Origin of the sequence: Pseudomonas sp. GM17 (assembly GCF_000282175.2) — a bacterium.
In the GTDB taxonomy this organism is placed as follows: Bacteria; Pseudomonadota; Gammaproteobacteria; order Pseudomonadales; family Pseudomonadaceae; genus Aquipseudomonas; species Aquipseudomonas chlororaphis.
On record NZ_CP124732.1, the window covers coordinates 1 to 22,971 of the forward strand.

18 protein-coding genes, 2 tRNA genes and 3 rRNA genes are annotated in these 22,971 nt (G+C 58.0%); 10 read left to right on the plus strand and 13 right to left on the minus strand.

Translation table 11 applies throughout. From position 1 onward, the window contains the following. Positions 1 to 48: 48 nt before the first annotated feature. The 6 genes from rrf to tyrS form a co-directional block, all read right to left on the minus strand. A 5S ribosomal RNA gene (rrf, locus tag PMI20_RS00005) occupies positions 49 to 164 on the minus strand. Between the two features lie 139 nt (positions 165 to 303). Beyond that, a 23S ribosomal RNA gene (locus PMI20_RS00010) occupies positions 304 to 3,195 on the minus strand. Between the two features lie 239 nt (positions 3,196 to 3,434). Beyond that, positions 3,435 to 3,510 (minus strand) — tRNA-Ala (locus PMI20_RS00015). Positions 3,511 to 3,536: 26 nt separating this feature from the next. Further along, positions 3,537 to 3,613: transfer RNA gene (locus tag PMI20_RS00020), tRNA-Ile, on the minus strand. A 65-nt stretch (positions 3,614 to 3,678) separates the two neighbouring features. Then, positions 3,679 to 5,215 (minus strand): 16S ribosomal RNA (locus PMI20_RS00025). The 16S, 23S and 5S rRNA genes sit together here with 2 tRNA genes alongside, the layout of an rRNA operon. A gap of 551 nt (positions 5,216 to 5,766) precedes the next feature. After that, positions 5,767 to 6,966: a tyrosine--tRNA ligase gene (gene tyrS / locus PMI20_RS00030; protein ID WP_007930201.1), complete on the minus strand. Its 1,200-nt coding sequence runs from the start codon at positions 6,964 to 6,966 to the stop codon at positions 5,767 to 5,769. 211 nt (positions 6,967 to 7,177) lie between these two features. On the opposite strand from tyrS, the gene PMI20_RS00035 reads away from it, so the two are divergent. Beyond that, entirely contained in the window at positions 7,178 to 8,608 is a 1,431-nt protein-coding gene (locus PMI20_RS00035; protein ID WP_007930198.1) for a peptidoglycan DD-metalloendopeptidase family protein, read from the plus strand. A gap of 2 nt (positions 8,609 to 8,610) precedes the next feature. Continuing rightward, complete coding sequence (locus tag PMI20_RS00040) at positions 8,611 to 9,702, plus strand: anhydro-N-acetylmuramic acid kinase (RefSeq protein ID WP_007930195.1); 1,092 nt, start codon at positions 8,611 to 8,613, stop codon at positions 9,700 to 9,702. A 67-nt stretch (positions 9,703 to 9,769) separates the two neighbouring features. Here PMI20_RS00040 and erpA read toward each other — a convergent pair whose 3' ends face one another. After that, the gene (erpA, locus tag PMI20_RS00045) at positions 9,770 to 10,120 is read right to left on the minus strand and encodes an iron-sulfur cluster insertion protein ErpA (protein ID WP_007906865.1); all 351 of its coding nucleotides are present in this window, start codon (positions 10,118 to 10,120) and stop codon (positions 9,770 to 9,772) included. 167 nt (positions 10,121 to 10,287) lie between these two features. Beyond that, entirely contained in the window at positions 10,288 to 11,322 is a 1,035-nt protein-coding gene (argC, locus tag PMI20_RS00050) for an N-acetyl-gamma-glutamyl-phosphate reductase (RefSeq protein WP_007930193.1), read from the minus strand. Between the two features lie 134 nt (positions 11,323 to 11,456). On the opposite strand from argC, the gene hemJ reads away from it, so the two are divergent. The 6 genes from hemJ to coq7 all read left to right on the plus strand — a co-directional run bounded on the left by hemJ (position 11,457) and on the right by coq7 (position 15,975). Continuing rightward, complete coding sequence (gene hemJ / locus PMI20_RS00055) at positions 11,457 to 11,888, plus strand: protoporphyrinogen oxidase HemJ (RefSeq protein WP_007930191.1); 432 nt, start codon at positions 11,457 to 11,459, stop codon at positions 11,886 to 11,888. 35 nt (positions 11,889 to 11,923) lie between these two features. Then, positions 11,924 to 12,892, plus strand: a complete 969-nt coding sequence (locus PMI20_RS00060; RefSeq protein ID WP_007930184.1) for an NAD(P)H-dependent flavin oxidoreductase — start codon at positions 11,924 to 11,926, stop codon at positions 12,890 to 12,892. A 92-nt stretch (positions 12,893 to 12,984) separates the two neighbouring features. After that, the gene (locus PMI20_RS00065; protein WP_007930182.1) at positions 12,985 to 13,866 is read left to right on the plus strand and encodes a DUF805 domain-containing protein; all 882 of its coding nucleotides are present in this window, start codon (positions 12,985 to 12,987) and stop codon (positions 13,864 to 13,866) included. Positions 13,867 to 13,995: 129 nt separating this feature from the next. After that, positions 13,996 to 14,784, plus strand: a complete 789-nt coding sequence (locus PMI20_RS00070; RefSeq protein ID WP_007930181.1) for an SDR family NAD(P)-dependent oxidoreductase — start codon at positions 13,996 to 13,998, stop codon at positions 14,782 to 14,784. 79 nt (positions 14,785 to 14,863) lie between these two features. Continuing rightward, the gene (locus PMI20_RS00075) at positions 14,864 to 15,202 is read left to right on the plus strand and encodes a histidine triad nucleotide-binding protein (RefSeq protein WP_007930180.1); all 339 of its coding nucleotides are present in this window, start codon (positions 14,864 to 14,866) and stop codon (positions 15,200 to 15,202) included. 125 nt (positions 15,203 to 15,327) lie between these two features. Continuing rightward, entirely contained in the window at positions 15,328 to 15,975 is a 648-nt protein-coding gene (gene coq7 / locus PMI20_RS00080; protein WP_007930179.1) for a 2-polyprenyl-3-methyl-6-methoxy-1,4-benzoquinone monooxygenase, read from the plus strand. An 82-nt stretch (positions 15,976 to 16,057) separates the two neighbouring features. On the opposite strand, the gene PMI20_RS00085 is transcribed toward coq7, so the two are convergent. Next, entirely contained in the window at positions 16,058 to 16,480 is a 423-nt protein-coding gene (locus tag PMI20_RS00085; RefSeq protein WP_007930176.1) for an OsmC family protein, read from the minus strand. A gap of 236 nt (positions 16,481 to 16,716) precedes the next feature. Between PMI20_RS00085 and crp the strand changes: the two genes are divergently transcribed. Then, positions 16,717 to 17,361 carry a cAMP-activated global transcriptional regulator CRP gene (gene crp / locus PMI20_RS00090; RefSeq protein ID WP_007930174.1) on the plus strand — a complete coding sequence of 215 codons (645 nt, stop codon included), beginning with the start codon at positions 16,717 to 16,719 and terminating at the stop codon, positions 17,359 to 17,361. On the opposite strand, the gene PMI20_RS00095 is transcribed toward crp, so the two are convergent. From PMI20_RS00095 to PMI20_RS00110, 4 genes are all read right to left on the minus strand, one after another. Beyond that, entirely contained in the window at positions 17,358 to 18,059 is a 702-nt protein-coding gene (locus PMI20_RS00095; RefSeq protein ID WP_007930173.1) for a lipoate--protein ligase family protein, read from the minus strand. The two genes, crp and PMI20_RS00095, sit on opposite strands and share 4 nt — an antisense overlap. Positions 18,060 to 18,126: 67 nt before the next feature. Then, entirely contained in the window at positions 18,127 to 18,963 is an 837-nt protein-coding gene (gene trpC, locus PMI20_RS00100) for an indole-3-glycerol phosphate synthase TrpC (protein WP_007930172.1), read from the minus strand. Next, positions 18,960 to 20,009: an anthranilate phosphoribosyltransferase gene (trpD, locus tag PMI20_RS00105; RefSeq protein ID WP_007930171.1), complete on the minus strand. Its 1,050-nt coding sequence runs from the start codon at positions 20,007 to 20,009 to the stop codon at positions 18,960 to 18,962. Before trpD ends, trpC begins: the two co-directional genes overlap by 4 nt. A gap of 9 nt (positions 20,010 to 20,018) precedes the next feature. Beyond that, positions 20,019 to 20,612, minus strand: coding sequence for an aminodeoxychorismate/anthranilate synthase component II (locus tag PMI20_RS00110; RefSeq protein WP_007930170.1), 594 nt, complete (start codon positions 20,610 to 20,612; stop codon positions 20,019 to 20,021). A 408-nt stretch (positions 20,613 to 21,020) separates the two neighbouring features. Between PMI20_RS00110 and estP the strand changes: the two genes are divergently transcribed. Beyond that, positions 21,021 to 22,931, plus strand: coding sequence for an esterase EstP (gene estP / locus PMI20_RS00115; protein WP_007930169.1), 1,911 nt, complete (start codon positions 21,021 to 21,023; stop codon positions 22,929 to 22,931). Positions 22,932 to 22,971: the final 40 nt, after the last annotated feature.

The following is a 22,971-nucleotide window of genomic DNA, read 5'->3' on the forward strand; positions in this document are numbered from 1 at the left end:
CAAAAACAAAACCCCAACTGCTTTCGCAATTGGGGTTTCGGAATTTAATCTTGACGATGACCTACTCTCACATGGGGAAACCCCACACTACCATCGGCGATGCATCGTTTCACTGCTGAGTTCGGGATGGGATCAGGTGGTTCCAATGCTCTATGGTCGTCAAGAAATTCGGTGTGCCGACTCGTCTTTCGACGCTTCAGCAAATTGGGTATGCGATAGTTTGTGTGTTTTCTCGAACTTTCGGTTCGTTTCGTCTTCACACACCGCAATCTGGCTGTTAAGCGCAAATTGCTTGGGTGTTATATGGTCAAGCCTCACGGGCAATTAGTATTGGTTAGCTCAACGCCTCACAGCGCTTACACACCCAACCTATCAACGTCGTAGTCTTCGACGGCCCTTCAGGGAACTCAAGGTTCCAGTGAGATCTCATCTTGAGGCAAGTTTCCCGCTTAGATGCTTTCAGCGGTTATCTTTTCCGAACATAGCTACCCGGCAATGCCACTGGCGTGACAACCGGAACACCAGAGGTTCGTCCACTCCGGTCCTCTCGTACTAGGAGCAGCCCCTCTCAAATCTCAAACGTCCACGGCAGATAGGGACCGAACTGTCTCACGACGTTCTAAACCCAGCTCGCGTACCACTTTAAATGGCGAACAGCCATACCCTTGGGACCGGCTTCAGCCCCAGGATGTGATGAGCCGACATCGAGGTGCCAAACACCGCCGTCGATATGAACTCTTGGGCGGTATCAGCCTGTTATCCCCGGAGTACCTTTTATCCGTTGAGCGATGGCCCTTCCATACAGAACCACCGGATCACTAAGACCTACTTTCGTACCTGCTCGACGTGTCTGTCTCGCAGTCAAGCGCGCTTTTGCCTTTATACTCTACGACCGATTTCCGACCGGTCTGAGCGCACCTTCGTACTCCTCCGTTACTCTTTAGGAGGAGACCGCCCCAGTCAAACTACCCACCATACACTGTCCTCGATCCGGATAACGGACCTGAGTTAGAACCTCAAAGTTGCCAGGGTGGTATTTCAAGGATGGCTCCACGCGAACTGGCGTCCACGCTTCAAAGCCTCCCACCTATCCTACACAAGCAAATTCAAAGTCCAGTGCAAAGCTATAGTAAAGGTTCACGGGGTCTTTCCGTCTAGCCGCGGATACACTGCATCTTCACAGCGATTTCAATTTCACTGAGTCTCGGGTGGAGACAGCGCCGCCATCGTTACGCCATTCGTGCAGGTCGGAACTTACCCGACAAGGAATTTCGCTACCTTAGGACCGTTATAGTTACGGCCGCCGTTTACCGGGGCTTCGATCAAGAGCTTCGCGTTAGCTAACCCCATCAATTAACCTTCCGGCACCGGGCAGGCGTCACACCCTATACGTCCACTTTCGTGTTTGCAGAGTGCTGTGTTTTTAATAAACAGTCGCAGCGGCCTGGTATCTTCGACCGGCATGGGCTTACGGAGCAAGTCCTTCACCCTCACCGGCGCACCTTCTCCCGAAGTTACGGTGCCATTTTGCCTAGTTCCTTCACCCGAGTTCTCTCAAGCGCCTTGGTATTCTCTACCCAACCACCTGTGTCGGTTTGGGGTACGGTTCCTAGTTATCTGAAGCTTAGAAGCTTTTCTTGGAAGCATGGCATCAACCACTTCGTCACCTGAAAGGTAACTCGTCATCAGCTCTCGGCCTTAGAACCCCGGATTTACCTAAGATTCCAGCCTACCACCTTAAACTTGGACAACCAACGCCAAGCTGGCCTAGCCTTCTCCGTCCCTCCATCGCAATAACTAGAAGTACAGGAATATTAACCTGTTTTCCATCGACTACGCTTTTCAGCCTCGCCTTAGGGACCGACTAACCCTGCGTCGATTAACGTTGCGCAGGAAACCTTGGTCTTTCGGCGTGGGTGTTTTTCACACCCATTGTCGTTACTCATGTCAGCATTCGCACTTCTGATACCTCCAGCAAGCTTCTCAACTCACCTTCACAGGCTTACAGAACGCTCCTCTACCGCATCACTTACGTGATACCCGTAGCTTCGGTGTATGGTTTGAGCCCCGTTACATCTTCCGCGCAGGCCGACTCGACTAGTGAGCTATTACGCTTTCTTTAAAGGGTGGCTGCTTCTAAGCCAACCTCCTAGCTGTCTAAGCCTTCCCACATCGTTTCCCACTTAACCATAACTTTGGGACCTTAGCTGACGGTCTGGGTTGTTTCCCTTTTCACGACGGACGTTAGCACCCGCCGTGTGTCTCCCATGCTCGGCACTTGTAGGTATTCGGAGTTTGCATCGGTTTGGTAAGTCGGGATGACCCCCTAGCCGAAACAGTGCTCTACCCCCTACAGTGATACATGAGGCGCTACCTAAATAGCTTTCGAGGAGAACCAGCTATCTCCGAGCTTGATTAGCCTTTCACTCCGATCCACAGGTCATCCGCTAACTTTTCAACGGTAGTCGGTTCGGTCCTCCAGTCAGTGTTACCTAACCTTCAACCTGCCCATGGATAGATCGCCCGGTTTCGGGTCTATACCCAGCGACTAAACGCCCTATTAAGACTCGCTTTCGCTACGCCTCCCCTATTCGGTTAAGCTCGCCACTGAATATAAGTCGCTGACCCATTATACAAAAGGTACGCAGTCACAGAACAAAGTCTGCTCCCACTGCTTGTACGCATACGGTTTCAGGATCTATTTCACTCCCCTCTCCGGGGTTCTTTTCGCCTTTCCCTCACGGTACTAGTTCACTATCGGTCAGTCAGTAGTATTTAGCCTTGGAGGATGGTCCCCCCATATTCAGACAAAGTTTCTCGTGCTCCGTCCTACTCGATTTCATGACTAAGAGATTTTCGCGTACAGGGCTATCACCCACTATGGCCGCACTTTCCAGAGCGTTCCGCTAATCTCAAAGCCACTTAAGGGCTAGTCCCCGTTCGCTCGCCACTACTAAGGGAATCTCGGTTGATTTCTTTTCCTCAGGGTACTTAGATGTTTCAGTTCCCCTGGTTCGCCTCTTGCACCTATGTATTCAGTACAAGATAACCATCTTATGATGGCTGGGTTCCCCCATTCAGACATCTCCGGATCAAAGTCTGTTTGCCGACTCCCCGAAGCTTTTCGCAGGCTACCACGTCTTTCATCGCCTCTGACTGCCAAGGCATCCACCGTATGCGCTTCTTCACTTGACCATATAACCCCAAGCAATCTGGTTATACTGTGAAGACGACATTCGCCGAAAATTCGCGATTAAACTCACAAATTTTACCTTAGCCTGAACAACACCAGTGAAAGTGCTATCCAGTCTATCTTTCTATCACATACCCAAATTTTTAAAGAACGATTCTGATAAAGATCAGAAATCAACATTCACCATCAACTTGATGGAATGCTCATTTCTAAGCTTTAAACGATGGACACCAATCTGTAATGGTGGAGCCAAGCGGGATCGAACCGCTGACCTCCTGCGTGCAAGGCAGGCGCTCTCCCAGCTGAGCTATGGCCCCGTATCGCTACAGGGTGCACCAGTAATTGGTGGGTCTGGGCAGATTCGAACTGCCGACCTCACCCTTATCAGGGGTGCGCTCTAACCAACTGAGCTACAGACCCAATCGTCTTCTTCAATGAATCAAGCAATTCGTGTGGGAGCTTATGAAGCAGCTGATGTCGTCGATTAAGGAGGTGATCCAGCCGCAGGTTCCCCTACGGCTACCTTGTTACGACTTCACCCCAGTCATGAATCACACCGTGGTAACCGTCCTCCCGAAGGTTAGACTAGCTACTTCTGGTGCAACCCACTCCCATGGTGTGACGGGCGGTGTGTACAAGGCCCGGGAACGTATTCACCGCGACATTCTGATTCGCGATTACTAGCGATTCCGACTTCACGCAGTCGAGTTGCAGACTGCGATCCGGACTACGATCGGTTTTGTGGGATTAGCTCCACCTCGCGGCTTGGCAACCCTCTGTACCGACCATTGTAGCACGTGTGTAGCCCAGGCCGTAAGGGCCATGATGACTTGACGTCATCCCCACCTTCCTCCGGTTTGTCACCGGCAGTCTCCTTAGAGTGCCCACCATGACGTGCTGGTAACTAAGGACAAGGGTTGCGCTCGTTACGGGACTTAACCCAACATCTCACGACACGAGCTGACGACAGCCATGCAGCACCTGTCTCAATGCTCCCGAAGGCACCAATCCATCTCTGGAAAGTTCATTGGATGTCAAGGCCTGGTAAGGTTCTTCGCGTTGCTTCGAATTAAACCACATGCTCCACCGCTTGTGCGGGCCCCCGTCAATTCATTTGAGTTTTAACCTTGCGGCCGTACTCCCCAGGCGGTCAACTTAATGCGTTAGCTGCGCCACTAAGAGCTCAAGGCTCCCAACGGCTAGTTGACATCGTTTACGGCGTGGACTACCAGGGTATCTAATCCTGTTTGCTCCCCACGCTTTCGCACCTCAGTGTCAGTATCAGTCCAGGTGGTCGCCTTCGCCACTGGTGTTCCTTCCTATATCTACGCATTTCACCGCTACACAGGAAATTCCACCACCCTCTACCATACTCTAGCTCGCCAGTTTTGGATGCAGTTCCCAGGTTGAGCCCGGGGATTTCACATCCAACTTAACGAACCACCTACGCGCGCTTTACGCCCAGTAATTCCGATTAACGCTTGCACCCTCTGTATTACCGCGGCTGCTGGCACAGAGTTAGCCGGTGCTTATTCTGTCGGTAACGTCAAAATACTCACGTATTAGGTAAGTACCCTTCCTCCCAACTTAAAGTGCTTTACAATCCGAAGACCTTCTTCACACACGCGGCATGGCTGGATCAGGCTTTCGCCCATTGTCCAATATTCCCCACTGCTGCCTCCCGTAGGAGTCTGGACCGTGTCTCAGTTCCAGTGTGACTGATCATCCTCTCAGACCAGTTACGGATCGTCGCCTTGGTGAGCCATTACCTCACCAACTAGCTAATCCGACCTAGGCTCATCTGATAGCGCAAGGCCCGAAGGTCCCCTGCTTTCTCCCGTAGGACGTATGCGGTATTAGCGTCCGTTTCCGAACGTTATCCCCCACTACCAGGCAGATTCCTAGGCATTACTCACCCGTCCGCCGCTCTCAAGAGGTGCAAGCACCCCTCTACCGCTCGACTTGCATGTGTTAGGCCTGCCGCCAGCGTTCAATCTGAGCCATGATCAAACTCTTCAGTTCAAACATCTTTGGGTTTTGAGAAAACCCTAAACTTGGCTCAGCAATCGTTGGTTACATCTTTGATTTCTCGCGGAGTAACTTGTGATGCTGATAATCTTTCTGACTATCAGTCTGACTCCACAAGCACCCACACGAATTGCTTGATTCAGTTGTTAAAGAGCGGTTGGTTAAGTCTTTCGTCTCAACCGAGGCGCGCATTCTACAGCAGCCTCTGTATCTGTCAAGCGGTTATTTTAAGAAGTTTTCAAAGTTTCCTTTGCAACTTCAACCACTTGCGCTTCCGATCTCTCGTCAGCGGGAGGCGAATTCTACAGCGTTACACGCTGCTGTCAACACCTCTTTTTCTCCGCTTTCGACCGAGAAGATCGAATCGTTAACTCGGCGAAAACTTACTGCCGAATCAACTCCTTCGGGCCTCGATGAACTGAAGCGTAACCACTGTCGAAAACCGCGTAACTCATTGAATCTCAAGGAGTTTTCCGTTTCGACTGCGCCGGAAGTGGGGCGAATTATAGAGAGATATAATTCGCCGTCAACACCTATTTTCAGTTTTATTCGGATTTAAGCGTAATACGTGCAAAAGCCTTCTTTCCGGCCTGGCAAACATGAGTCGAGCCGACAGCCCATATAAAGGAACGCTCAACAACCTCACCATCTACACGCACACCACCCGAGCCGAGCAGGTCACGCGCCATTGCCGAGTTCTTTACCAAGCCCGCCTTATTAAGGACAGCCGCGATCGGCATATCTTCAGCAGCAGCCAGCTCGATCTCAGGCAGATCATCCGGCAGTTCACCATCCTTCATGCGGTTGCCCGCAGCACGATGAGCATTCGCTGCAGCTTCCTCACCATGGAAACGCGCAACGATTTCTTCAGCCAGCTTGATCTTGATATCCCGCGGATTCGCACCCGCCTCGACATCTGCCTTAAAGGAAAGAATCTCATCCATGGAGCGAAAGCTCAGCAGCTCGAAGTAACGCCACATCAACGCATCTGGAATGGAAACCAGCTTGCTATACATAACACCCGGCGCTTCCTGGATACCTACATAGTTACCCAGAGACTTGGACATCTTCTTGACGCCGTCCAACCCCTCAAGCAACGGCATCGTCAGAATGCACTGAGCCTCTTGACCATAACCGCGCTGCAGCTCACGCCCCATCAACAGATTGAACTTCTGATCGGTACCGCCCAATTCCACATCGGCACGCAGCGCCACCGAGTCATAACCCTGAACCAGCGGATAGAGGAACTCGTGAATGGCAATGGGTTGATTGGTGGAATAGCGCTTGTCGAAGTCGTCACGCTCGAGCATGCGGGCAACGGTGTACTGGGAAGTCAGGCGAATGAAGTCCGCAGGCCCCATCTTGTCCATCCAGGTGGAGTTGAAGGCCACCTCGGTTTTCGCCGGGTCGAGAATCTTGAACACCTGGCTCTTGTAGGTCTCGGCATTTTCGAGGACCTGCTCGCGAGTCAGTGGCGGGCGGGTTGCGCTCTTGCCACTCGGATCACCGATCATCCCAGTGAAGTCGCCGATCAGGAAGATCACCTGATGACCCAGATCCTGGAACTGGCGCAGCTTATTAATAAGCACGGTATGACCCAGGTGCAAATCCGGCGCCGTTGGGTCGAAGCCAGCCTTAATGCGCAGCGGCTGGCCGCGCTTGAGCTTTTCGATCAGCTCGGACTCGACCAACAACTCTTCTGCACCACGTTTGATCAGCGCTAGCTGCTCTTCAACCGACTTCATAACAGACCCGCAAGGCTCAGATTCAAAGGGAACCAACCATACAAGATCAGCGCCCAATTACAAGTTTTGCCCGGCGTACGGATGGCTTTCCGCGAACAGGAGGTCCGCAGGCTTGCTTAACAGATGATTTGGTTATATTTTATACAGTTATTTCATCTTCATCATGTCATTCATCTTTTCCAATTCATCTTTTTCAAAGTCAAAATTACTTATGACCACAGAACCGCCTAAAGCCCCGCCGCTTTATCCGAAGACCCACCTGCTCGCCGCAAGTGGTATCGCCGCCCTCCTCAGCCTGGCGCTCCTGGTATTCCCTTCCAGCGATGTAGAAGCCAAAAGAACAACTCTAAGCCTCGACCTGGAAAGCCCGGCCGAGCAACTGACACAAGATCAAGACGCCGCAGACGCCGCACAAGCCACAAATGAAGCCGTAGCGTCCCCGTTCGCACAAATCGAAAACAGCCCCGAAGACACTGCGAAAACCACTGAAACCGCTCAAGAGCAGCCTGCTCCGGCCGTGGCGGAAGAAAAGAAGGCAGCGAATCACAGGGAAGTCATTGTTGCCAAGGGCGACACCCTTTCCACGCTATTCGAGAAGGTCGGCCTACCTGCCACTTCGGTGCATGACGTGTTGGCCAGCGACAAGCAAGCCAAGCAGTTCACCCAGTTGAAGCGCGGCCAGAAACTTGAGTTCGAACTGGGTCCGGACGGCCAGTTGAACAATCTGCACAGCAAGGTCAATGACCTGGAAAGCATCACCCTGACCAAAGGGCCAAAAGGCTTCGCCTTCAGCCGTATCACCGCCAAGCCCATGGTGCGCACGGCCTACGTTCATGGCGTGATCAACAGCTCGCTGTCGCAATCCGCAGCACGTGCCGGCCTGTCTCACAGTCTGACGATGGACATGGCCAACGTCTTTGGCTACGACATCGACTTCGCCCAGGATATTCGCCCCGGTGACGAGTTCGACGTGATCTACGAACAGACCGTCGTCAATGGTAAAGCCGTGGGTACCCGCAACATTCTCTCCGCCCGCTTCACCAACCGTGGCAAGACCTACACCGCGGTGCGCTACACCAACAAACAAGGCATGAGCAGTTATTACACCGCTGATGGCAATAGCATGCGTAAGGCCTTTATCCGTACGCCGGTGGACTTCGCACGTATCAGTTCGCGCTTCTCCATGGGCCGCAAACACCCGATCCTGAACAAGATCCGCGCTCACAAAGGCGTCGACTACGCAGCCCCTCGCGGTACGCCAATCAAGGCAGCCGGCGATGGCAAGGTGCTCCTGGCCGGGCGTCGTGGCGGATACGGCAACACCGTGATCATCCAGCACGGCAATGCTTACCGCACGCTGTACGGCCATATGCAAGGCTTCGCCAAAGGCGTCAAGACCGGCGGAACCGTCAAGCAGGGCCAGGTGATCGGCTACATCGGCACCACCGGGCTTTCCACGGGCCCGCATTTGCATTACGAGTTCCAGGTCAACGGCGTTCACGTCGATCCACTGGGCCAGAAGCTGCCAATGGCCGATCCGATCGCCAAAGCGGAACGCGCACGCTTCCTGCAACAAAGCCAGCCACTGATGGCGCGGATGGATCAGGAAAAAGCCACCCTGCTCGCTTCGAACAAGCGTTAAGCATGGCGCTCTATATAGGTGTGATGTCCGGGACCAGTCTTGATGGCCTGGATATCGCGCTCATCGAGCAAACACCGGCGATCAGGCTGATCGCCACGCATTACATTCCCATGCCTGAATCCCTGCGCGCCGAGCTGCTTGGCTTGTGCGCCAGCGGTCCCGATGAAATCGCCCGCTCCGCCATCGCCCAGCAAAACTGGGTAAAACTGGCCGCCCAGGGTATTCATAGCCTACTTGCCCAACAGAAACTGAAACCCGCGGACATCCGCGCCATTGGCAGTCATGGCCAGACCATCCGCCATGAGCCCGCTCGCGGCTTCACGGTCCAGATCGGCAACCCGGCATTACTGACAGAGCTGACTGGAGTCACGGTGGTCAGCGACTTCCGCAGCCGCGACGTCGCCGCCGGCGGCCAGGGCGCTCCACTGGTACCGGCCTTTCATGAAGCGCTCTTTGATCAAAGCTGCGGCAAGCGCGCGGTCCTCAATGTCGGCGGCTTCAGCAACCTGAGCCTGATCGAGAGCAACAAGCCGGTTGCCGGCTTCGACTGCGGCCCGGGTAACGTCCTGCTGGATGCCTGGATCAATGCCCAGCGCGGAGAAAACTACGATCGCGACGGCCAATGGGCTGCCAGCGGTCAGGTTGAGCCGCTGCTGCTGAACGCGCTGCTCAGCGACCCATTCTTTGCCACTCAAGGCCCGAAGAGTACGGGTCGCGAGGTATTCAACCTGGAGTGGCTACAGGAGCATCTGGCTCGCCTGCCAGCCTTGCCCCCCGAAAACGTACAGGCAACGCTCCTGGAGCTGACCGCGCTGACCATCGTCGAGTCGCTGCAGGTGGCGCAGACCGATACCCAGGAGCTGCTGGTCTGCGGTGGCGGCGCTCACAACTCGGCCTTGATGAATCGCCTGTCCAGCCTGCTGCCTAACACCAAGGTCAGCAGTACCGCCACCCACGGCGTCGATCCGGACTGGGTTGAAGCCATGGCATTCGCCTGGCTGGCCCACTGCTGCCTGGAAGGCATAGCCGCCAACCGCCCAAGTGTCACCGGCGCCCGCGGCTTGCGTGTCCTGGGCGCGATCTACCCCGCCTGATCGCCAGACAGCAAAACGCCGCAGAGCCCGAAAGCCCTGCGGCGCTTGGTAAAACCTTATTCAGCGATCAGATCGAGAACGAAGAACCACAACCGCAGGTGGTCGTGGCATTCGGGTTCTTGATCACGAAACGCGAACCTTCCAGACCTTCCTGATAATCCACCTCGGCACCCGCCAGGTACTGGAAGCTCATCGGATCGACCACCAGGCTGACGCCTTCGCGCTCGACGATGGTGTCGTCATCCGCGACTTCTTCATCGAAAGTGAAGCCGTACTGAAACCCTGAACAACCGCCGCCCGTAACGAATACGCGCAGCTTCAAGCGATCATTACCCTCTTCATCGACCAGGCTCTTCACCTTGTGCGCGGCACCGTGGGTGAATTGCAAAGCCGTGGGGGTGAAGGATTCGACGCTCATGCTGACTATCTCCCGGCGTTACGCCGCCATAATGCGTGATGACGCGCATTATCCGCTTCTCCCAGAAAAGCGGTCAACTATTGTTACGGTATATCAATAAGCCCAGGGCTTACCGCAAAAATGCAAAAAGGCCCGTAACGGGCCTTTTGCTGAAGCAGGCAGACGCCTTAAGGCAGCATGCCGGCGTGGGACAGGCCCAGACGCTCGTCCAGACCGAACAGGATGTTCAGGTTCTGTACGGCCTGGCCCGACGCGCCTTTGACCAGGTTGTCGATCACCGACAACACGACCACCAGATCGCCATCCTGCGGACGGTGCACGGCAATCCGGCATACGTTGGCGCCCCGCACGCTGCGGGTTTCCGGATGGCTGCCCGCCGGCATCACATCCACGAACGGCTCGTTGGTATAACGTTTCTCGAACAGCGCCTGCAGGTCTACCGACTTGTCCACGACAGTGGCATAGAGCGTCGAGTGAATGCCACGGATCATCGGCGTCAGGTGCGGCACGAACGTCAGGCCGACATCCTTGCCCGCCGCACGGCGCAGGCCCTGGCGAATCTCCGGCAGGTGACGATGACCTTTGACCGCATAGGCCTTCATGCTTTCCGAGGTCTCGGAGTACAGGGAACCGACGCTGGCGCCCCGACCCGCGCCGCTGACACCCGACTTGCAGTCGGCGATCAAGCGCAAAGTATCGGCCAGCCCAGCCTCCAGCAATGGCAGGAAGCCGAGCTGGGTTGCGGTCGGGTAGCAACCCGGAACAGCGATCAGGCGGGCCTTCTTGATCTGTTCGCGATTGACCTCCGGCAGGCCATAGACGGCTTCGTCGAGCAACTCAGGGGCCCCATGGGGCTGGCCGTACCACTTGGCCCACTCATCGGCGTCCTGCAGACGGAAGTCCGCCGACAGGTCGATGACCTTGGTACCGGCAGTCAGCAGCTCACCCGCCAGGGCATGGGCAACACCGTGCGGAGTCGCGAAGAACACCACATCGCAGGCACCGAGGGTCTTGATGTCCGGAACGCTGAATACCAGGCCGTCATAGTGGCCTCGCAGGTTCGGGTACATATCGGCAACGGCAAGGCCCGCCTCGGATCGGGAAGTGATGACCACCACTTCAGCCTGCGGATGCTGTGCCAACAGACGCAGCAATTCGACACCGGTGTAACCCGTGCCGCCGACGATACCGACCTTGACCATAAACCTGCCCTCAACGAACCCACTGGAAAGCCGTCGATGATAGGGGCCGAAAGACCCTGCGACAACCGTCAAGGTGACGCGCGGACACTCCTGCCACTACTATCTTCGCTACCGTGAACCTGGGAATAACCGAAATGCTCTATCTGTGGCTCAAAGCCTTTCACATCGTCAGTCTGGTCTGCTGGTTTGCCGGGCTGTTCTACTTGCCGCGCCTGTTCGTTTATCACGCTCAAAGCGAAGACACGATCAGCAAGGAACGCTTCAGCATCATGGAGCGCAAGCTGTACCGCGGGATCATGGGGCCGGCGATGATTGCCACGCTGATTTTCGGTATCTGGCTGCTGAGCCTGAACCCCAGCGCCTACTTCGGCCAGGGCGGCTGGATGCATGCCAAGCTGACCCTGGTGGTCATCCTGATTGGCTACCACCATATGTGCGGCGCCCAGGTGAAGCGTTTTGCCCGTGGCGAAAACACCCGCAGCCATGTCTTTTACCGCTGGTTCAATGAAGTGCCAGTTCTGGTATTGCTGGCTATCGTAATTCTGGTCGTCGTCCGGCCGTTCTAATTCCTACTAGCCGTTCATTATTCGGGGTACTTCCAATGTCGCTGCCCGCTCTGCTCGAACAACGCTTGCGCCTGCCTGTCGTGGCCGCGCCGATGTTCCTGATTTCCAATCCACAACTGGTTCTGGCGTGCTGCCGCAATGGTGTGGTCGGCAGTTTCCCTGCCCTCAACCAGCGTGAAAGCAGTGGCTTCAAAGCCTGGCTGGAAGAAATCGAAGCAGGCCTTGCGACCCTGGAAAACCCTGCGCCCTATGCCGTCAATTTGATCGTGCATCACAGCAACCCACGCCTGAACGCCGACCTGGCGATCTGCATCGAACACAAGGTGCCTATCGTCATCACCAGCCTGGGCGCGGTGAAGGAACTGGTCGATGCGGTGCATGCTTATGGAGGCCTGGTCTTCCATGACGTCACCACCCGGCGCCACGCGGAAAAAGCCGCCGAGGCCGGGGTCGATGGCCTGATCGCCGTAGCCGCCGGCGCCGGTGGCCACGCCGGGACCTGGAGCCCGTTCTCCCTGATCGCCGAAATCCGCCAGTTCTTCGACAAGACGCTGCTGCTGGCTGGCTGCCTGAACCACGGCCACGAGATCCTCGCCGCACAGTTGCTCGGCGCCGACCTCGCCTACTTCGGCACGCGTTTTATCGGCACCACGGAAAGCCATGCACCGGAGGCCTACAAGGAGATGCTGCTGAGCGCCAAGGCCGCCGACATTGTGCACACCGCGGCAGTCTCCGGGGTTCCGGCAAGCTTCATGCGCCAGAGCCTGGAAAACGCAGGCTTCGACCTTGCCGCCCTGCAGGGCAAAGGCGAAGTCAACTTCGGCTCGAAACTCAAGCCGCTCAGCGACGAAGCCAAAGCCTGGAAAACCGTGTGGTCCGCCGGACAAGGCGTCGGTGAAATCGATGACTTACCGAGCGTCGATCAACTGATCGCCCGTCTGGACGCCGAATACCGTGCCGCGCAGGAACTGGCCGCCCGGCTACCGCAACGCTGGCCGCGCTGAATCGCTGATGTTTTTTGGCCAGCAACGGACGGCTGGCCTTAAACTATCGCCCTGCGAAAGCCCTCTCTATATAGCCGACAAGGACGCCCTGCATGAGCCAAGACCGTTTCAAGATCGTATTTGACGGGGCTCTGCTTCCGGGTGTCGACATCGAACATGCCAAGCAGAAAATCGCCAAGCTGTTCAAAAGCGATATCGCCGCGATCGAGCCTCTGTTCAAGGGACAAAACATCACCCTCAAACGCGACCTCTCCCAACAGGACGCGGACATTTATCTCGCTGCGCTGAACCAGGCCGGGATCGCCCCACGCATCGAACCGGATCTTGCCCCAGGCGCCAGCCAACCTGCACCTCAGCCTGCTCCCCCAGCACCAGCACCAGCACCCGCCCCTTCGCCTTCTGTAGCCTCACCCCAGGCAGAACCCAGCATGACGAATGACTGGCAACGCCCGGCCCCTACGCCGACGCCAGACCCCATGGCCGGCGCGGGTACTTCGCCCTACACCCCGCCTCAAGCCACAGTGGGCGATCCCCTTCCCGAGTTTGGCGAGCTGAAGTTCTACACCGTCGATGGACGCATCGGCCGCCTGCGCTATCTCGCCTGGACCCTGGTGCTGATCCTGCTGACTACCCTGGCCGGCGGCTTCCTGACCGCGGCTCTGGTCGGCAACAGTCTGCAATTGACGGGAATGATCTTCCTCGGCGTCGTAGCACTGGCCTTCGCCTATCTGAACATCACCATTTCCGTTCAGCGCCTGCATGACCTGGGCTGGTCGGGTTGGCTCTGGCTGCTGAATTTGCTGCCTTTTGTGTACGCAGTGTTTCCGCTGCTACTGGCGATCCTGCCGGGCAACACCGGCGCCAATCGTTACGGCGCGCCGCCTCCGCCAAACAGCGGAGTGGTCAAGGGACTTGCCGCGCTGTGGATAATCGTTTTGCTGCTGTCCTTCATCGGTGGTCTCAGCTCGGTCTAGGGCGCCGAGAACAGGAGCAGTGAAAGCAGCAAGCCCGCCCCGGCCACCTGTAGACTATCGGATTGAATTAACGCGCCGCTGCCTGGGACTTTTCCCCACAGGCAACCGGCCGTTGCAATGGAGAACCGCATGACCCGTTACGCTCTGATCACCGGCGCCTCCAGCGGCATAGGCCTGGCCCTGGCCGAAGCGCTGGCCCGGCGCGGCCGCAGCCTGATCCTGGTGGCCCGTCAGCGTGATCAGCTGGAAAGCATCGCCATCGAGTTGACCCAACGCTTTGGTGTGGAGGTGCTGTTCCGAGCCTGCGACCTGTCCGAGCCTTTGCGGCTTTCGGGTTTCCTGCTGGAGCTGGAGGAAGGCGACCGGCAGATCGATCTATTGGTGAACTGCGCCGGCATCGGCACCTGCGGCCCCTTCCTCGCCCAGGACTGGATGACCGAGCAGGACCTGATCGAAGTGAATATTCTGGCCCTTACCCGGCTGTGCCATGCCCTGGGCAACAGCATGGCCTTGCAGGGCGGCGGGCAGATTCTCAACGTCGCCTCGATCGCCGGCTTCTATCCCGGCCCCTGGATGAGCACCTACTACGCCAGCAAGGCCTATGTGCTGCACTTCTCCGAAGGCCTGCGCGAAGAGCTGAAAAACAATGCAGTGAAGGTTTCCGTGCTCTGCCCCGGCCCGACCCGTACCGGTTTCTTTGATACCGCCCAGCTGAACACCAGCAAGCTTAACGACAGCAAACTGCTGATGAGCCCGGAGGAAGTCGCGCTGTACACCGTGCGCGCCCTGGACAAGAATCGCGCCATTATCATCCCCGGCCGCCGCAACCGCTGGTTTGCGTTCAGCCCGCGCCTGGGTTCGCGCTGGCTGACCCGCAAGATTTCCGGCGCCGTCAACAAAGCCTATTGCCCGCGCTGACCTGGCAACCATCTAAGGCTGGGCGCACTCGGCTTGCCTGAGTACACTCAGCCCGGACCAACACAACGGAGAAACAGCTGTGGATACTCTGTTCACCAAGATCATCAACCGGGAAATACCGGCGAAGATCATCTATGAGGACGACCAGGTTCTGGCCTTCCACGATATCGCCCCACAGGCCCCCGTGCATTTCCTGGTAGTTCCGAAAAAGCCGGTACGCACCCTCAATGACCTGACCGAAGACGACAAGCTGCTGGCCGGACATATCCTGTTCACCGCCCAGCGTCTGGCCAGGGAGCTGGGCTGCGAAGAAGGCTTCCGGGTCGTCATGAACTGCAATGAGCTCGGCGGCCAGACCGTGTATCACATTCACATGCACGTTCTGGGTCAACGCCAGATGCACTGGCCGCCGGGCTGATCCCCATCCAGAATGCGCGACAGCACACTTCTCGCCCGCTTTTGCCGAGAGTGTGCTGATCCAGCGCAGGCCTCAGCCCATCGATTGGGGTAAACTGGCCGCCGTGATTCTTCCCGGAGGTAAGCATGACTACCCAACGTCACTACTCGCCGATTGACCGTCTACTGCTGCAGGCAGATGCGGCAATGCGTACCTTGCTGCCCTTCAGCGGCCAGCCTTATCGCCCTTCCCCTGCCATCGTGCAGCCGGACGTGCAGATGAGCGAAGAGGACACCAAGCATGTCGCCGGCCTGATGCGCATCAACCATACCGGCGAAGTCTGCGCCCAGGCGCTGTACCAGGGCCAGGCACTGACCGCCAAGCTGCCGCAAGTGCGCGCAGCCATGGAGCATGCCGCGGAAGAAGAAATCGATCACCTGGTCTGGTGCGAGCAACGCATTCACCAACTGGGTAGCCACACCAGCGTGCTCAACCCACTGTTTTATGGCATGTCGTTCGGCATCGGCGCAGTGGCCGGGCTGATCAGCGACAAGGTCAGCCTGGGGTTCGTGGCCGCCACTGAAGATCAGGTGTGCAAACACCTCAACGAACACCTTGAGCAATTGCCGGCCGAGGACGAAAAATCCCGGGCGATTCTCGAGCAGATGCGCATCGACGAAGAACAACACGCCGAAAGCGCCCTGGACGCGGGCGGATTCCGCTTCCCGGCGCCGGTAAAATTCGGCATGAGCCTACTGGCCAAGGTCATGACCAAAAGCACTTACCGGATCTGAGCGATACAAATCGCAGGCAAAAAAAGGGCGCTTTTTCAGCGCCCTTTCTTTTGCCGCGAATTCAGAAGGGTTGAATGGCGACTCAACCGAGCTCGACGATTTCGTAATCGTGAGTGATGGCAACCCCGGCCGTACCGAGCATGATCGATGCCGAGCAGTATTTTTCCGCCGACAGCTCGATGGCGCGCTTGACCTGGGCTTCTTTCAACCCGCGGCCCTTGACCACAAAGTGCATGTGGATCTTGGTGAAGACCTTGGGATCCTCTGTCGCACGCTCGGCGTCGAGGAAGGCTTCGCAACTTTCGACAGCCTGGCGGGATTTCTTCAGGATGCTGACCACGTCGAAGTTGCTGCAACCGCCTACGCCGAGCAGGAGCATTTCCATCGGGCGCACGCCCAGGTTACGACCACCGGCTTCCGGCGGGCCATCCATTACCACCACATGACCGCTGCCCGATTCCCCGAGGAACATGGCTTCGCCAGCCCATTGGATGCGTGCCTTCATCGCCAAGACTCCACTGCTAAAAAAGGGTCGCCAGCTTAGCACAGGGGCCCGGGATGGCAGCGCTTTGCCTGTTCGGGTGCCACACTCAGTTCTGATAGGAAAATTCTTAATTACCCAAAGGAAGCGTCTGTTAAGCTGGCGCCAAATCACTGGCGCATTGCCAGCTATCGGCGATCCAGCTTGACCGCCCCATAAAAAAACCAAATCACACCGTGCTGTCTTTTCGGGATACAACCATGGTTGCTCTTGCCCCTACACCCAAGATCAAGAACCTCGACAAGCTGTTGATGCACTGCCAGCGCCGCCGTTATCAGGCCAAGAGCAACATCATCTGCGCCGGCGACCAGTCGGACACGCTGTTCTTCATCGTCAAAGGCTCAGTCACCATCCTGATCGAAGATGACGACGGTCGGGAAATGATCATCGCCTACCTCAATGCCGGGGATTTTTTCGGCGAGCTGGGCCTGTTCGAACAAGCCGGGCATGAGCAGCAACGCAGCGCCTGGGTACGGGCCAAGGTCGAATGTGAAGTCGCGGAGATCAGCTATGCAAAATTCCGTGAGCTGTCTCAACAGGACCCAGACATTCTGTACGTGCTCAGCGGCCAGATCGCCCAACGCCTGCGCAACACTACCCGCAAAGTCGGCGACCTGGCGTTCTTCGATGTCACCGGGCGAGTGGCCCGCTGCCTGCTCGAACTGTGCAAGCAGCCAGATGCCATGACCCATCCGGACGGCATGCAGATCAAGGTGACTCGCCAGGAAATCGGGCGGATCGTCGGCTGCTCAAGGGAGATGGTCGGCCGGGTGCTCAAGGACCTCGAAGAACGCAACCTGGTCCATGTCAAAGGCAAGACCATGGTGGTGTTCGGCACCCGTTAGAGCGGCAGGAACTGCGCCAGCGTCTGCCGGTACAGGGCATCCAGGCGCTCGATGGCATTCGGCGCGGCGAATGCCTCATGCAAGGCGATATGGCTCTCGGCGCGGCAACGCTGCTCCAGGCCACAGGCCTGATTGAAACGATTGACCGCCGCCACCATGGTTTCCCGCTCGTCATCCAGCAACAGCGCGCCATGCACCAATCCAACCGGACGCGTCCCACCCTTGCTCTGGCGCCAACGCTGGGCGGTGCCGACCATCTTGCGCCCGTTGAGATTGACGTTGAACCGGCCATCGCAGAAAGCGCCCTCGACTTCACCCAGGGAGGGCTCGCCTCCCAGCTCGGAAAGCAGGTCGCAGATCGGCTGGCACAAACGGCGATAGCCGGTTTCGATCCGATTCTGATCACCCTCGCTGCGAGGCGGCGCATAAACCAGCGCGATATTGACCGTCGCCGCCGATTGCGGCACCGGCTCCCCACCGGTTTCTCGCAGCAACACCGGCCAGCCACTGGCGGCCAGCGCGTCGCAGGCCTGCTCGAACCCCGGCAAACGGCTCAAGCGTCGCGGCATCACCAAGGCCCTGTCGCTCGGCTGCCAGAACAACAAACCGTACTCCTGGTCACCGGTGCATACCTGGGCGAGCAGATCCTGTTCGGCCTGCAGGCCGGCTTCGACGGTCAGGGAAAGGGGCTGGGTCATGGCAGTAAAGGTCCTTTGCGATAGGTATAAAAAAGCCGGCGGCGCCGGCTTCTTCATCAACTCAGGTTCAGTCCAGGGTCGAACCGCTCACCGGTACGCCGCGTTCCGGGAAGAACAGGCGCTGCAGTTCCAGGCCTGGGCTCTCGGCCCGCATAAAGGCCTCGCCCACCAGGAAGGAGTAAACGTCGCTGATTTCCATCAGCTCGACATCGGCCCGGTTGAGGATACCGCTCTCGGTGATCACCAGACGATCGCGCGGAATCTGCGGCAACAGATCGAGGGTGGTCTCCAGATTGACCTCGAAGGTGTGCAGGTTACGGTTGTTGATGCCCACCAGCGGCGTGTCGAGGGTTTTCAGGGCACGCTCCAGCTCGTTGCCATCATGCACTTCGACCAACACATCAAGACCCACGCCTTTGGCCACGGCGGCCAGTTCGGCCATCCTGGCATCATCCAGCGCGGCCACGATCAACAGCACGCAGTCGGCCCCCAAGGCACGGGCTTCGACGATCTGGTACGGATCGATCATGAAGTCCTTGCGAATCACCGGCAACGAACAGGCGGCACGCGCCTGTTGCAGATAGGCATCGGCGCCCTGGAAGTAATCGATATCAGTGAGTACCGACAAGCAGGTCGCGCCGCCCTTCTCATAGCTCTTGGCGATCTCTGCCGGCACAAAATGCTCGCGGATCACGCCTTTGCTCGGCGAGGCTTTCTTGATTTCGGCGATCACCGCCGGCTGCTTGAGCCTGGCCTGGTCAAGCAGCGCCTTGGCAAAGCCGCGCGGCGCATCCGCGGCACGGGCCTGGCCTTCAAGTTCGGCCAGGCTTACTCGTGCGCTACGCTCAGCCACTTCCTCGACCTTGCGGGCGAGGATTTTTTCCAGAACCGTCGGCACACTCATCCTTCATTCTCCTGCTTGAATACCGCGGTAAAGGCACCCAACTCCTCAAGCTTCTCGCGAGCCAGCCCGGTGTGCAAAGCATCATGGGCCAGGGCCACGCCCTCTTTCAGGCTGCTGGCATGGTCCGCCGCATAGAGCGCGGCACCGGCATTGAGCACGATCATCTCCGCCGCTTTCTGCCCGTGCTCGGTCTTGCGCCGCCCCAGGGCATCGCGAATCAGCTCGAGCGATGCCGCCGGGCTTTCGACCACCAGGCCGAACAGGCTCTGGCTCTTCATGCCGAGGTCTTCGGGCTGAACCCAATATTCAGTGATCTGGTCGTCCTTCAGCTCAGCAACGAAGGTCGGCGCGGCGAGGCTGAACTCATCCAAGCCATCCTGAGAGTGCACCACCAGCACATGCTTGCTGCCCAGGCGTTGCAAAACCTCGGCCAACGGCCGGCACAACGCCTGAGTGAACACACCCACCACCTGATGTTTAACGCCGGCCGGATTCGTAAGCGGGCCAAGCATGTTGAACAGGGTGCGCAGGCCGAGATCGCGACGCGGGCCAGCGGCGTACTTCATGGCACCGTGATGGGACTGGGCGAACATGAAACCAATACCGACGTTGTCGATACAGCGGGCGACCTGTACCGGCGTCAGGTTCAGGTAGATACCGGCGGATTCGAGCAGGTCGGCACTGCCGCTTTTCCCGGACACCGCGCGGTTGCCGTGCTTGGCCACCGTGCAACCGGCTGCGGCGACCACAAAGGAAGAAGCCGTGGACACGTTGAAGATGTTCGCACCGTCACCGCCGGTGCCGACCACATCGACCACACCGTCGAGGGTTTTCAGCTCGACCTTGTCCGCCAGCTCGCGCATGACCGAAACAGCGCCGACGATTTCGTCGATGCTTTCGCTTTTCATGCGCATGGCCATCATGAAGGCGCCGATCTGTGCATCGGTGCACTGGCCGGTCATGATTTCACGCATGACCTGGCGCATTTCATCGGTGCTCAGATCGAGGTGGCCGACGATACGGCTCAGGGCAGTCTTGATATCCATGGAAAGTCCTTAGCGCGTGCCGCCGCTCTGTTTGAGGAAGTTGGCGAACAGCTCGTGGCCCTGCTCGGTGAGAATAGACTCGGGGTGAAACTGCACACCCTCGATGTTCAGCGTCTTGTGGCGCAGCCCCATGATCTCGTCGACGGAGCCGTCTTCCAGTTGGGTCCAGGCGGTCAGTTCGAGGCAGTCCGGCAACGTATCGTGCTTGACCACCAGGGAATGGTAACGGGTCACGGTCAACGGATGGTTCAGACCGGCGAATACACCCTTGTCCTGGTGAAATACCGGGCTAGTCTTACCGTGCATCACCTGCCGCGCGCGCACCACGTCGCCGCCAAAGGCCTGGCCAATGGACTGGTGGCCCAGGCAAACGCCCAGGATCGGCAGCTTGCCGGCGAAATGCTTGATCGCTTCGATGGACACACCGGCTTCGGTCGGCGTGCAAGGACCGGGCGACACGACGATCCGCTCAGGGTTGAGCGCTTCGATTTCAGCCACGGTCAGTTCGTCGTTGCGCACCACCTTGACCTCGGCACCCAGCTCGCCAAGGTATTGCACAACGTTATAGGTAAAGGAGTCGTAGTTATCGATCATCAGCAACATGGGGATTACAACCTCTTGAACTCACTGACTTTTAATACAGCCTTCAGTGGATTGCCCGCTGGCAGGCCCGCCGGAGGTTGCAATCACTCAACCAGCACAAGCGGAGTCGAACAGGGGTAAAGAAGGCAAAACGGTACAGGTCCGGCCGGGCCGGCAGAGAAAAGTTAGGCGCGCCAACGCCAACGGGCGTGTGCCTTAACAACTCGCATCAAGAGTTTGCTGACGATCAACACGGGGAAGGTCTCATTCATACGTTCAGGCACAGTAACTTAGCTGAGCAGAGGGTGCAATATGGCGGGGCCCGCGCCCGGATAAACAAGCGATATGGCTTATCGCCATAACTGAAACGCAAAAGTTTTTGGTACTGTCGTTTCGTTCTCTACAACAATAAATAAAACGGACTTGCTCATGATCAAAAAGACGTTGTTCGTACCACTCGCCGGCAGTCTTTTGTCCCTGGCCTGCGCTCAAGCGATCGCAGCCCCCTCCCCCTATTCCAGCTTTATCGTGTTCGGCGACAGCCTCAGCGATGCCGGGCAATTCGCCGATCCCGGCGGTCCCGCGGGCGCGACCCAGCGCTTTACCAACCGCACCGGCCCGGTCTACCTGGATGGTAGCGGGGAAGTCCGCTCCGCCAACTCGACGCAATTGCTGGGGGCCAAACTGGGCTTCTCGGACGACCAGCTCGCCGCGTCGACCTCGGCGACCCGCGCCAGCGAAGGCCTGCCTGATGGCAACAACTGGGCAGTCGGCGGTTATCGCACCGACCAGATTCTCGACTCGATTACCACCACTTCGACCGCCGGCAGCCGCAGCCGCCCTGGCTATCTGGTGGCCAACGATTTCCGCGCCGACCCGAATGCCCTCTATTACCTGTCGGGCGGCGGCAACGACTTCCTCCAGGGCCGCGTCACCAGCCTTGACCAGGCCAACGCCGCGGCCGGCCGCCTGGTCGACAGCGTGCAAACTCTGCAACAGGCCGGCGCCCGCTACATCATGGTCTGGCTGTTGCCGGATATCGGCCTGACCCCGGCAATCAACGGCAGCCCGTTGCAAGGGTTCACTTCCCAGCTTAGTGCCCAATTCAATACCGAACTGGTCCGACAGCTGCAAACGGTCGATGCCGAAGTCATTCCCCTCAACATTCCCGTCCTGTTGAAGGAAAGCTTCGCCAACCCGGCACAGTTCGGCCTGGCCACCGACCAGAACCTCACCGCCACCTGCTTCAGTGGCAATGGCTGCACGGAAAACGCCCGCTATGGCATTCACAGCGCCACGCCGGACCCAAGCAAGCTGATCTACAACGACTCGGTCCACCCCACCGAAGCCGGCCAACGGCTGATCGCCGATTACGCGTACTCCTTGCTGGCGGCGCCCTGGGAAATAACCCTGCTCCCGGAAATGGCCCAGAGCACCCTGCGCGCGCACCAGGATGAGCTGCGCAACCAATGGCAGGCCGACTGGGAAAACTGGCAGGGCGTGGGTCAATGGCGGGCGATAGTTGCCGCGGGCGGCCAGCACCAGGACTTCAACAGCCAGCGCAGCGGCGCCAGCGCCGACGGCAACGGCTTCAATCTGAACATCGGCGGCAGCTACCGGCTCGACGAGGCCTGGCGAGTCGGCGTGCTGGCCGGCGCCTATCGGCAGAAGCTCGAGGCGGGCAACAACGACTCGGACTACAAACTCAACACCTACCTGGGCACCGCCTTCATCCAGTACCAGCAAAACCGCTGGTGGGCCGACGCGGCAGCCACCGCCGGGCACCTGGACTACGACAACCTCAAGCGCAAATTCGACCTGGGGCCCAATGAGCGCGGGGAAAAAGGCGACACCAGCGGCGATGTCCTGGCCTTCAGTGCTCGCCTGGGCTACGACATCGCGCAGCAGGCCAGCAGCCCGTGGCACCTGTCGCCGTTCATCAGCGCCGACTATGCACGGGTCAAGGTCGACGGCTATTCCGAGGACGGCAACGACTCCACCGCGCTGACCTTCGATGACCAGAAACGCACGTCGCGGCGCCTGGGCATCGGCCTGCAGGGCAAGTACCAGATCACCCGGCAAACCCAGGTGTTCGGCGAAATCGCCCACGAAAAGGAATACGAGGACGATACCCAGAAGCTGACCATGGCCCTCAACAGCCTGCCGGATAACCGCTACACCCTCGAAGGCTATACCCCGCAGACCAACCTCAACCGCCTGAACCTCGGAGTCAGCCACAAGCTCACCCAGGACCTGGCCTTGCGCGCCAGCTACAACATCCGCAAGGACGATGACTTCACCCAGCAAGGCATCAACGTCGGGGTCAGCCTCGACTTCTGAACCGCAGGCCATAAAAAACGCTGCCCCCGTGAGGAGGCAG

What these genes read in the sequence shown, in the direction of transcription:
- tyrS (WP_007930201.1), bottom strand. Translation starts at nt 6,966, where the DNA reads ATGAAGTCGGTTGAAGAGCAGCTAGCGCTGATCAAACGTGGTGCAGAA.
- PMI20_RS00035 (WP_007930198.1), top strand. Translation starts at nt 7,178, where the DNA reads ATGACCACAGAACCGCCTAAAGCCCCGCCGCTTTATCCGAAGACCCAC.
- PMI20_RS00040 (WP_007930195.1), top strand. Translation starts at nt 8,611, where the DNA reads ATGGCGCTCTATATAGGTGTGATGTCCGGGACCAGTCTTGATGGCCTG.
- erpA (WP_007906865.1), bottom strand. Translation starts at nt 10,120, where the DNA reads ATGAGCGTCGAATCCTTCACCCCCACGGCTTTGCAATTCACCCACGGT.
- argC (WP_007930193.1), bottom strand. Translation starts at nt 11,322, where the DNA reads ATGGTCAAGGTCGGTATCGTCGGCGGCACGGGTTACACCGGTGTCGAA.
- hemJ (WP_007930191.1), top strand. Translation starts at nt 11,457, where the DNA reads ATGCTCTATCTGTGGCTCAAAGCCTTTCACATCGTCAGTCTGGTCTGC.
- PMI20_RS00060 (WP_007930184.1), top strand. Translation starts at nt 11,924, where the DNA reads ATGTCGCTGCCCGCTCTGCTCGAACAACGCTTGCGCCTGCCTGTCGTG.
- PMI20_RS00065 (WP_007930182.1), top strand. Translation starts at nt 12,985, where the DNA reads ATGAGCCAAGACCGTTTCAAGATCGTATTTGACGGGGCTCTGCTTCCG.
- PMI20_RS00070 (WP_007930181.1), top strand. Translation starts at nt 13,996, where the DNA reads ATGACCCGTTACGCTCTGATCACCGGCGCCTCCAGCGGCATAGGCCTG.
- coq7 (WP_007930179.1), top strand. Translation starts at nt 15,328, where the DNA reads ATGACTACCCAACGTCACTACTCGCCGATTGACCGTCTACTGCTGCAG.
- PMI20_RS00085 (WP_007930176.1), bottom strand. Translation starts at nt 16,480, where the DNA reads ATGAAGGCACGCATCCAATGGGCTGGCGAAGCCATGTTCCTCGGGGAA.
- crp (WP_007930174.1), top strand. Translation starts at nt 16,717, where the DNA reads ATGGTTGCTCTTGCCCCTACACCCAAGATCAAGAACCTCGACAAGCTG.
- PMI20_RS00095 (WP_007930173.1), bottom strand. Translation starts at nt 18,059, where the DNA reads ATGACCCAGCCCCTTTCCCTGACCGTCGAAGCCGGCCTGCAGGCCGAA.
- trpC (WP_007930172.1), bottom strand. Translation starts at nt 18,963, where the DNA reads ATGAGTGTGCCGACGGTTCTGGAAAAAATCCTCGCCCGCAAGGTCGAG.
- trpD (WP_007930171.1), bottom strand. Translation starts at nt 20,009, where the DNA reads ATGGATATCAAGACTGCCCTGAGCCGTATCGTCGGCCACCTCGATCTG.
- PMI20_RS00110 (WP_007930170.1), bottom strand. Translation starts at nt 20,612, where the DNA reads ATGTTGCTGATGATCGATAACTACGACTCCTTTACCTATAACGTTGTG.
- estP (WP_007930169.1), top strand. Translation starts at nt 21,021, where the DNA reads ATGATCAAAAAGACGTTGTTCGTACCACTCGCCGGCAGTCTTTTGTCC.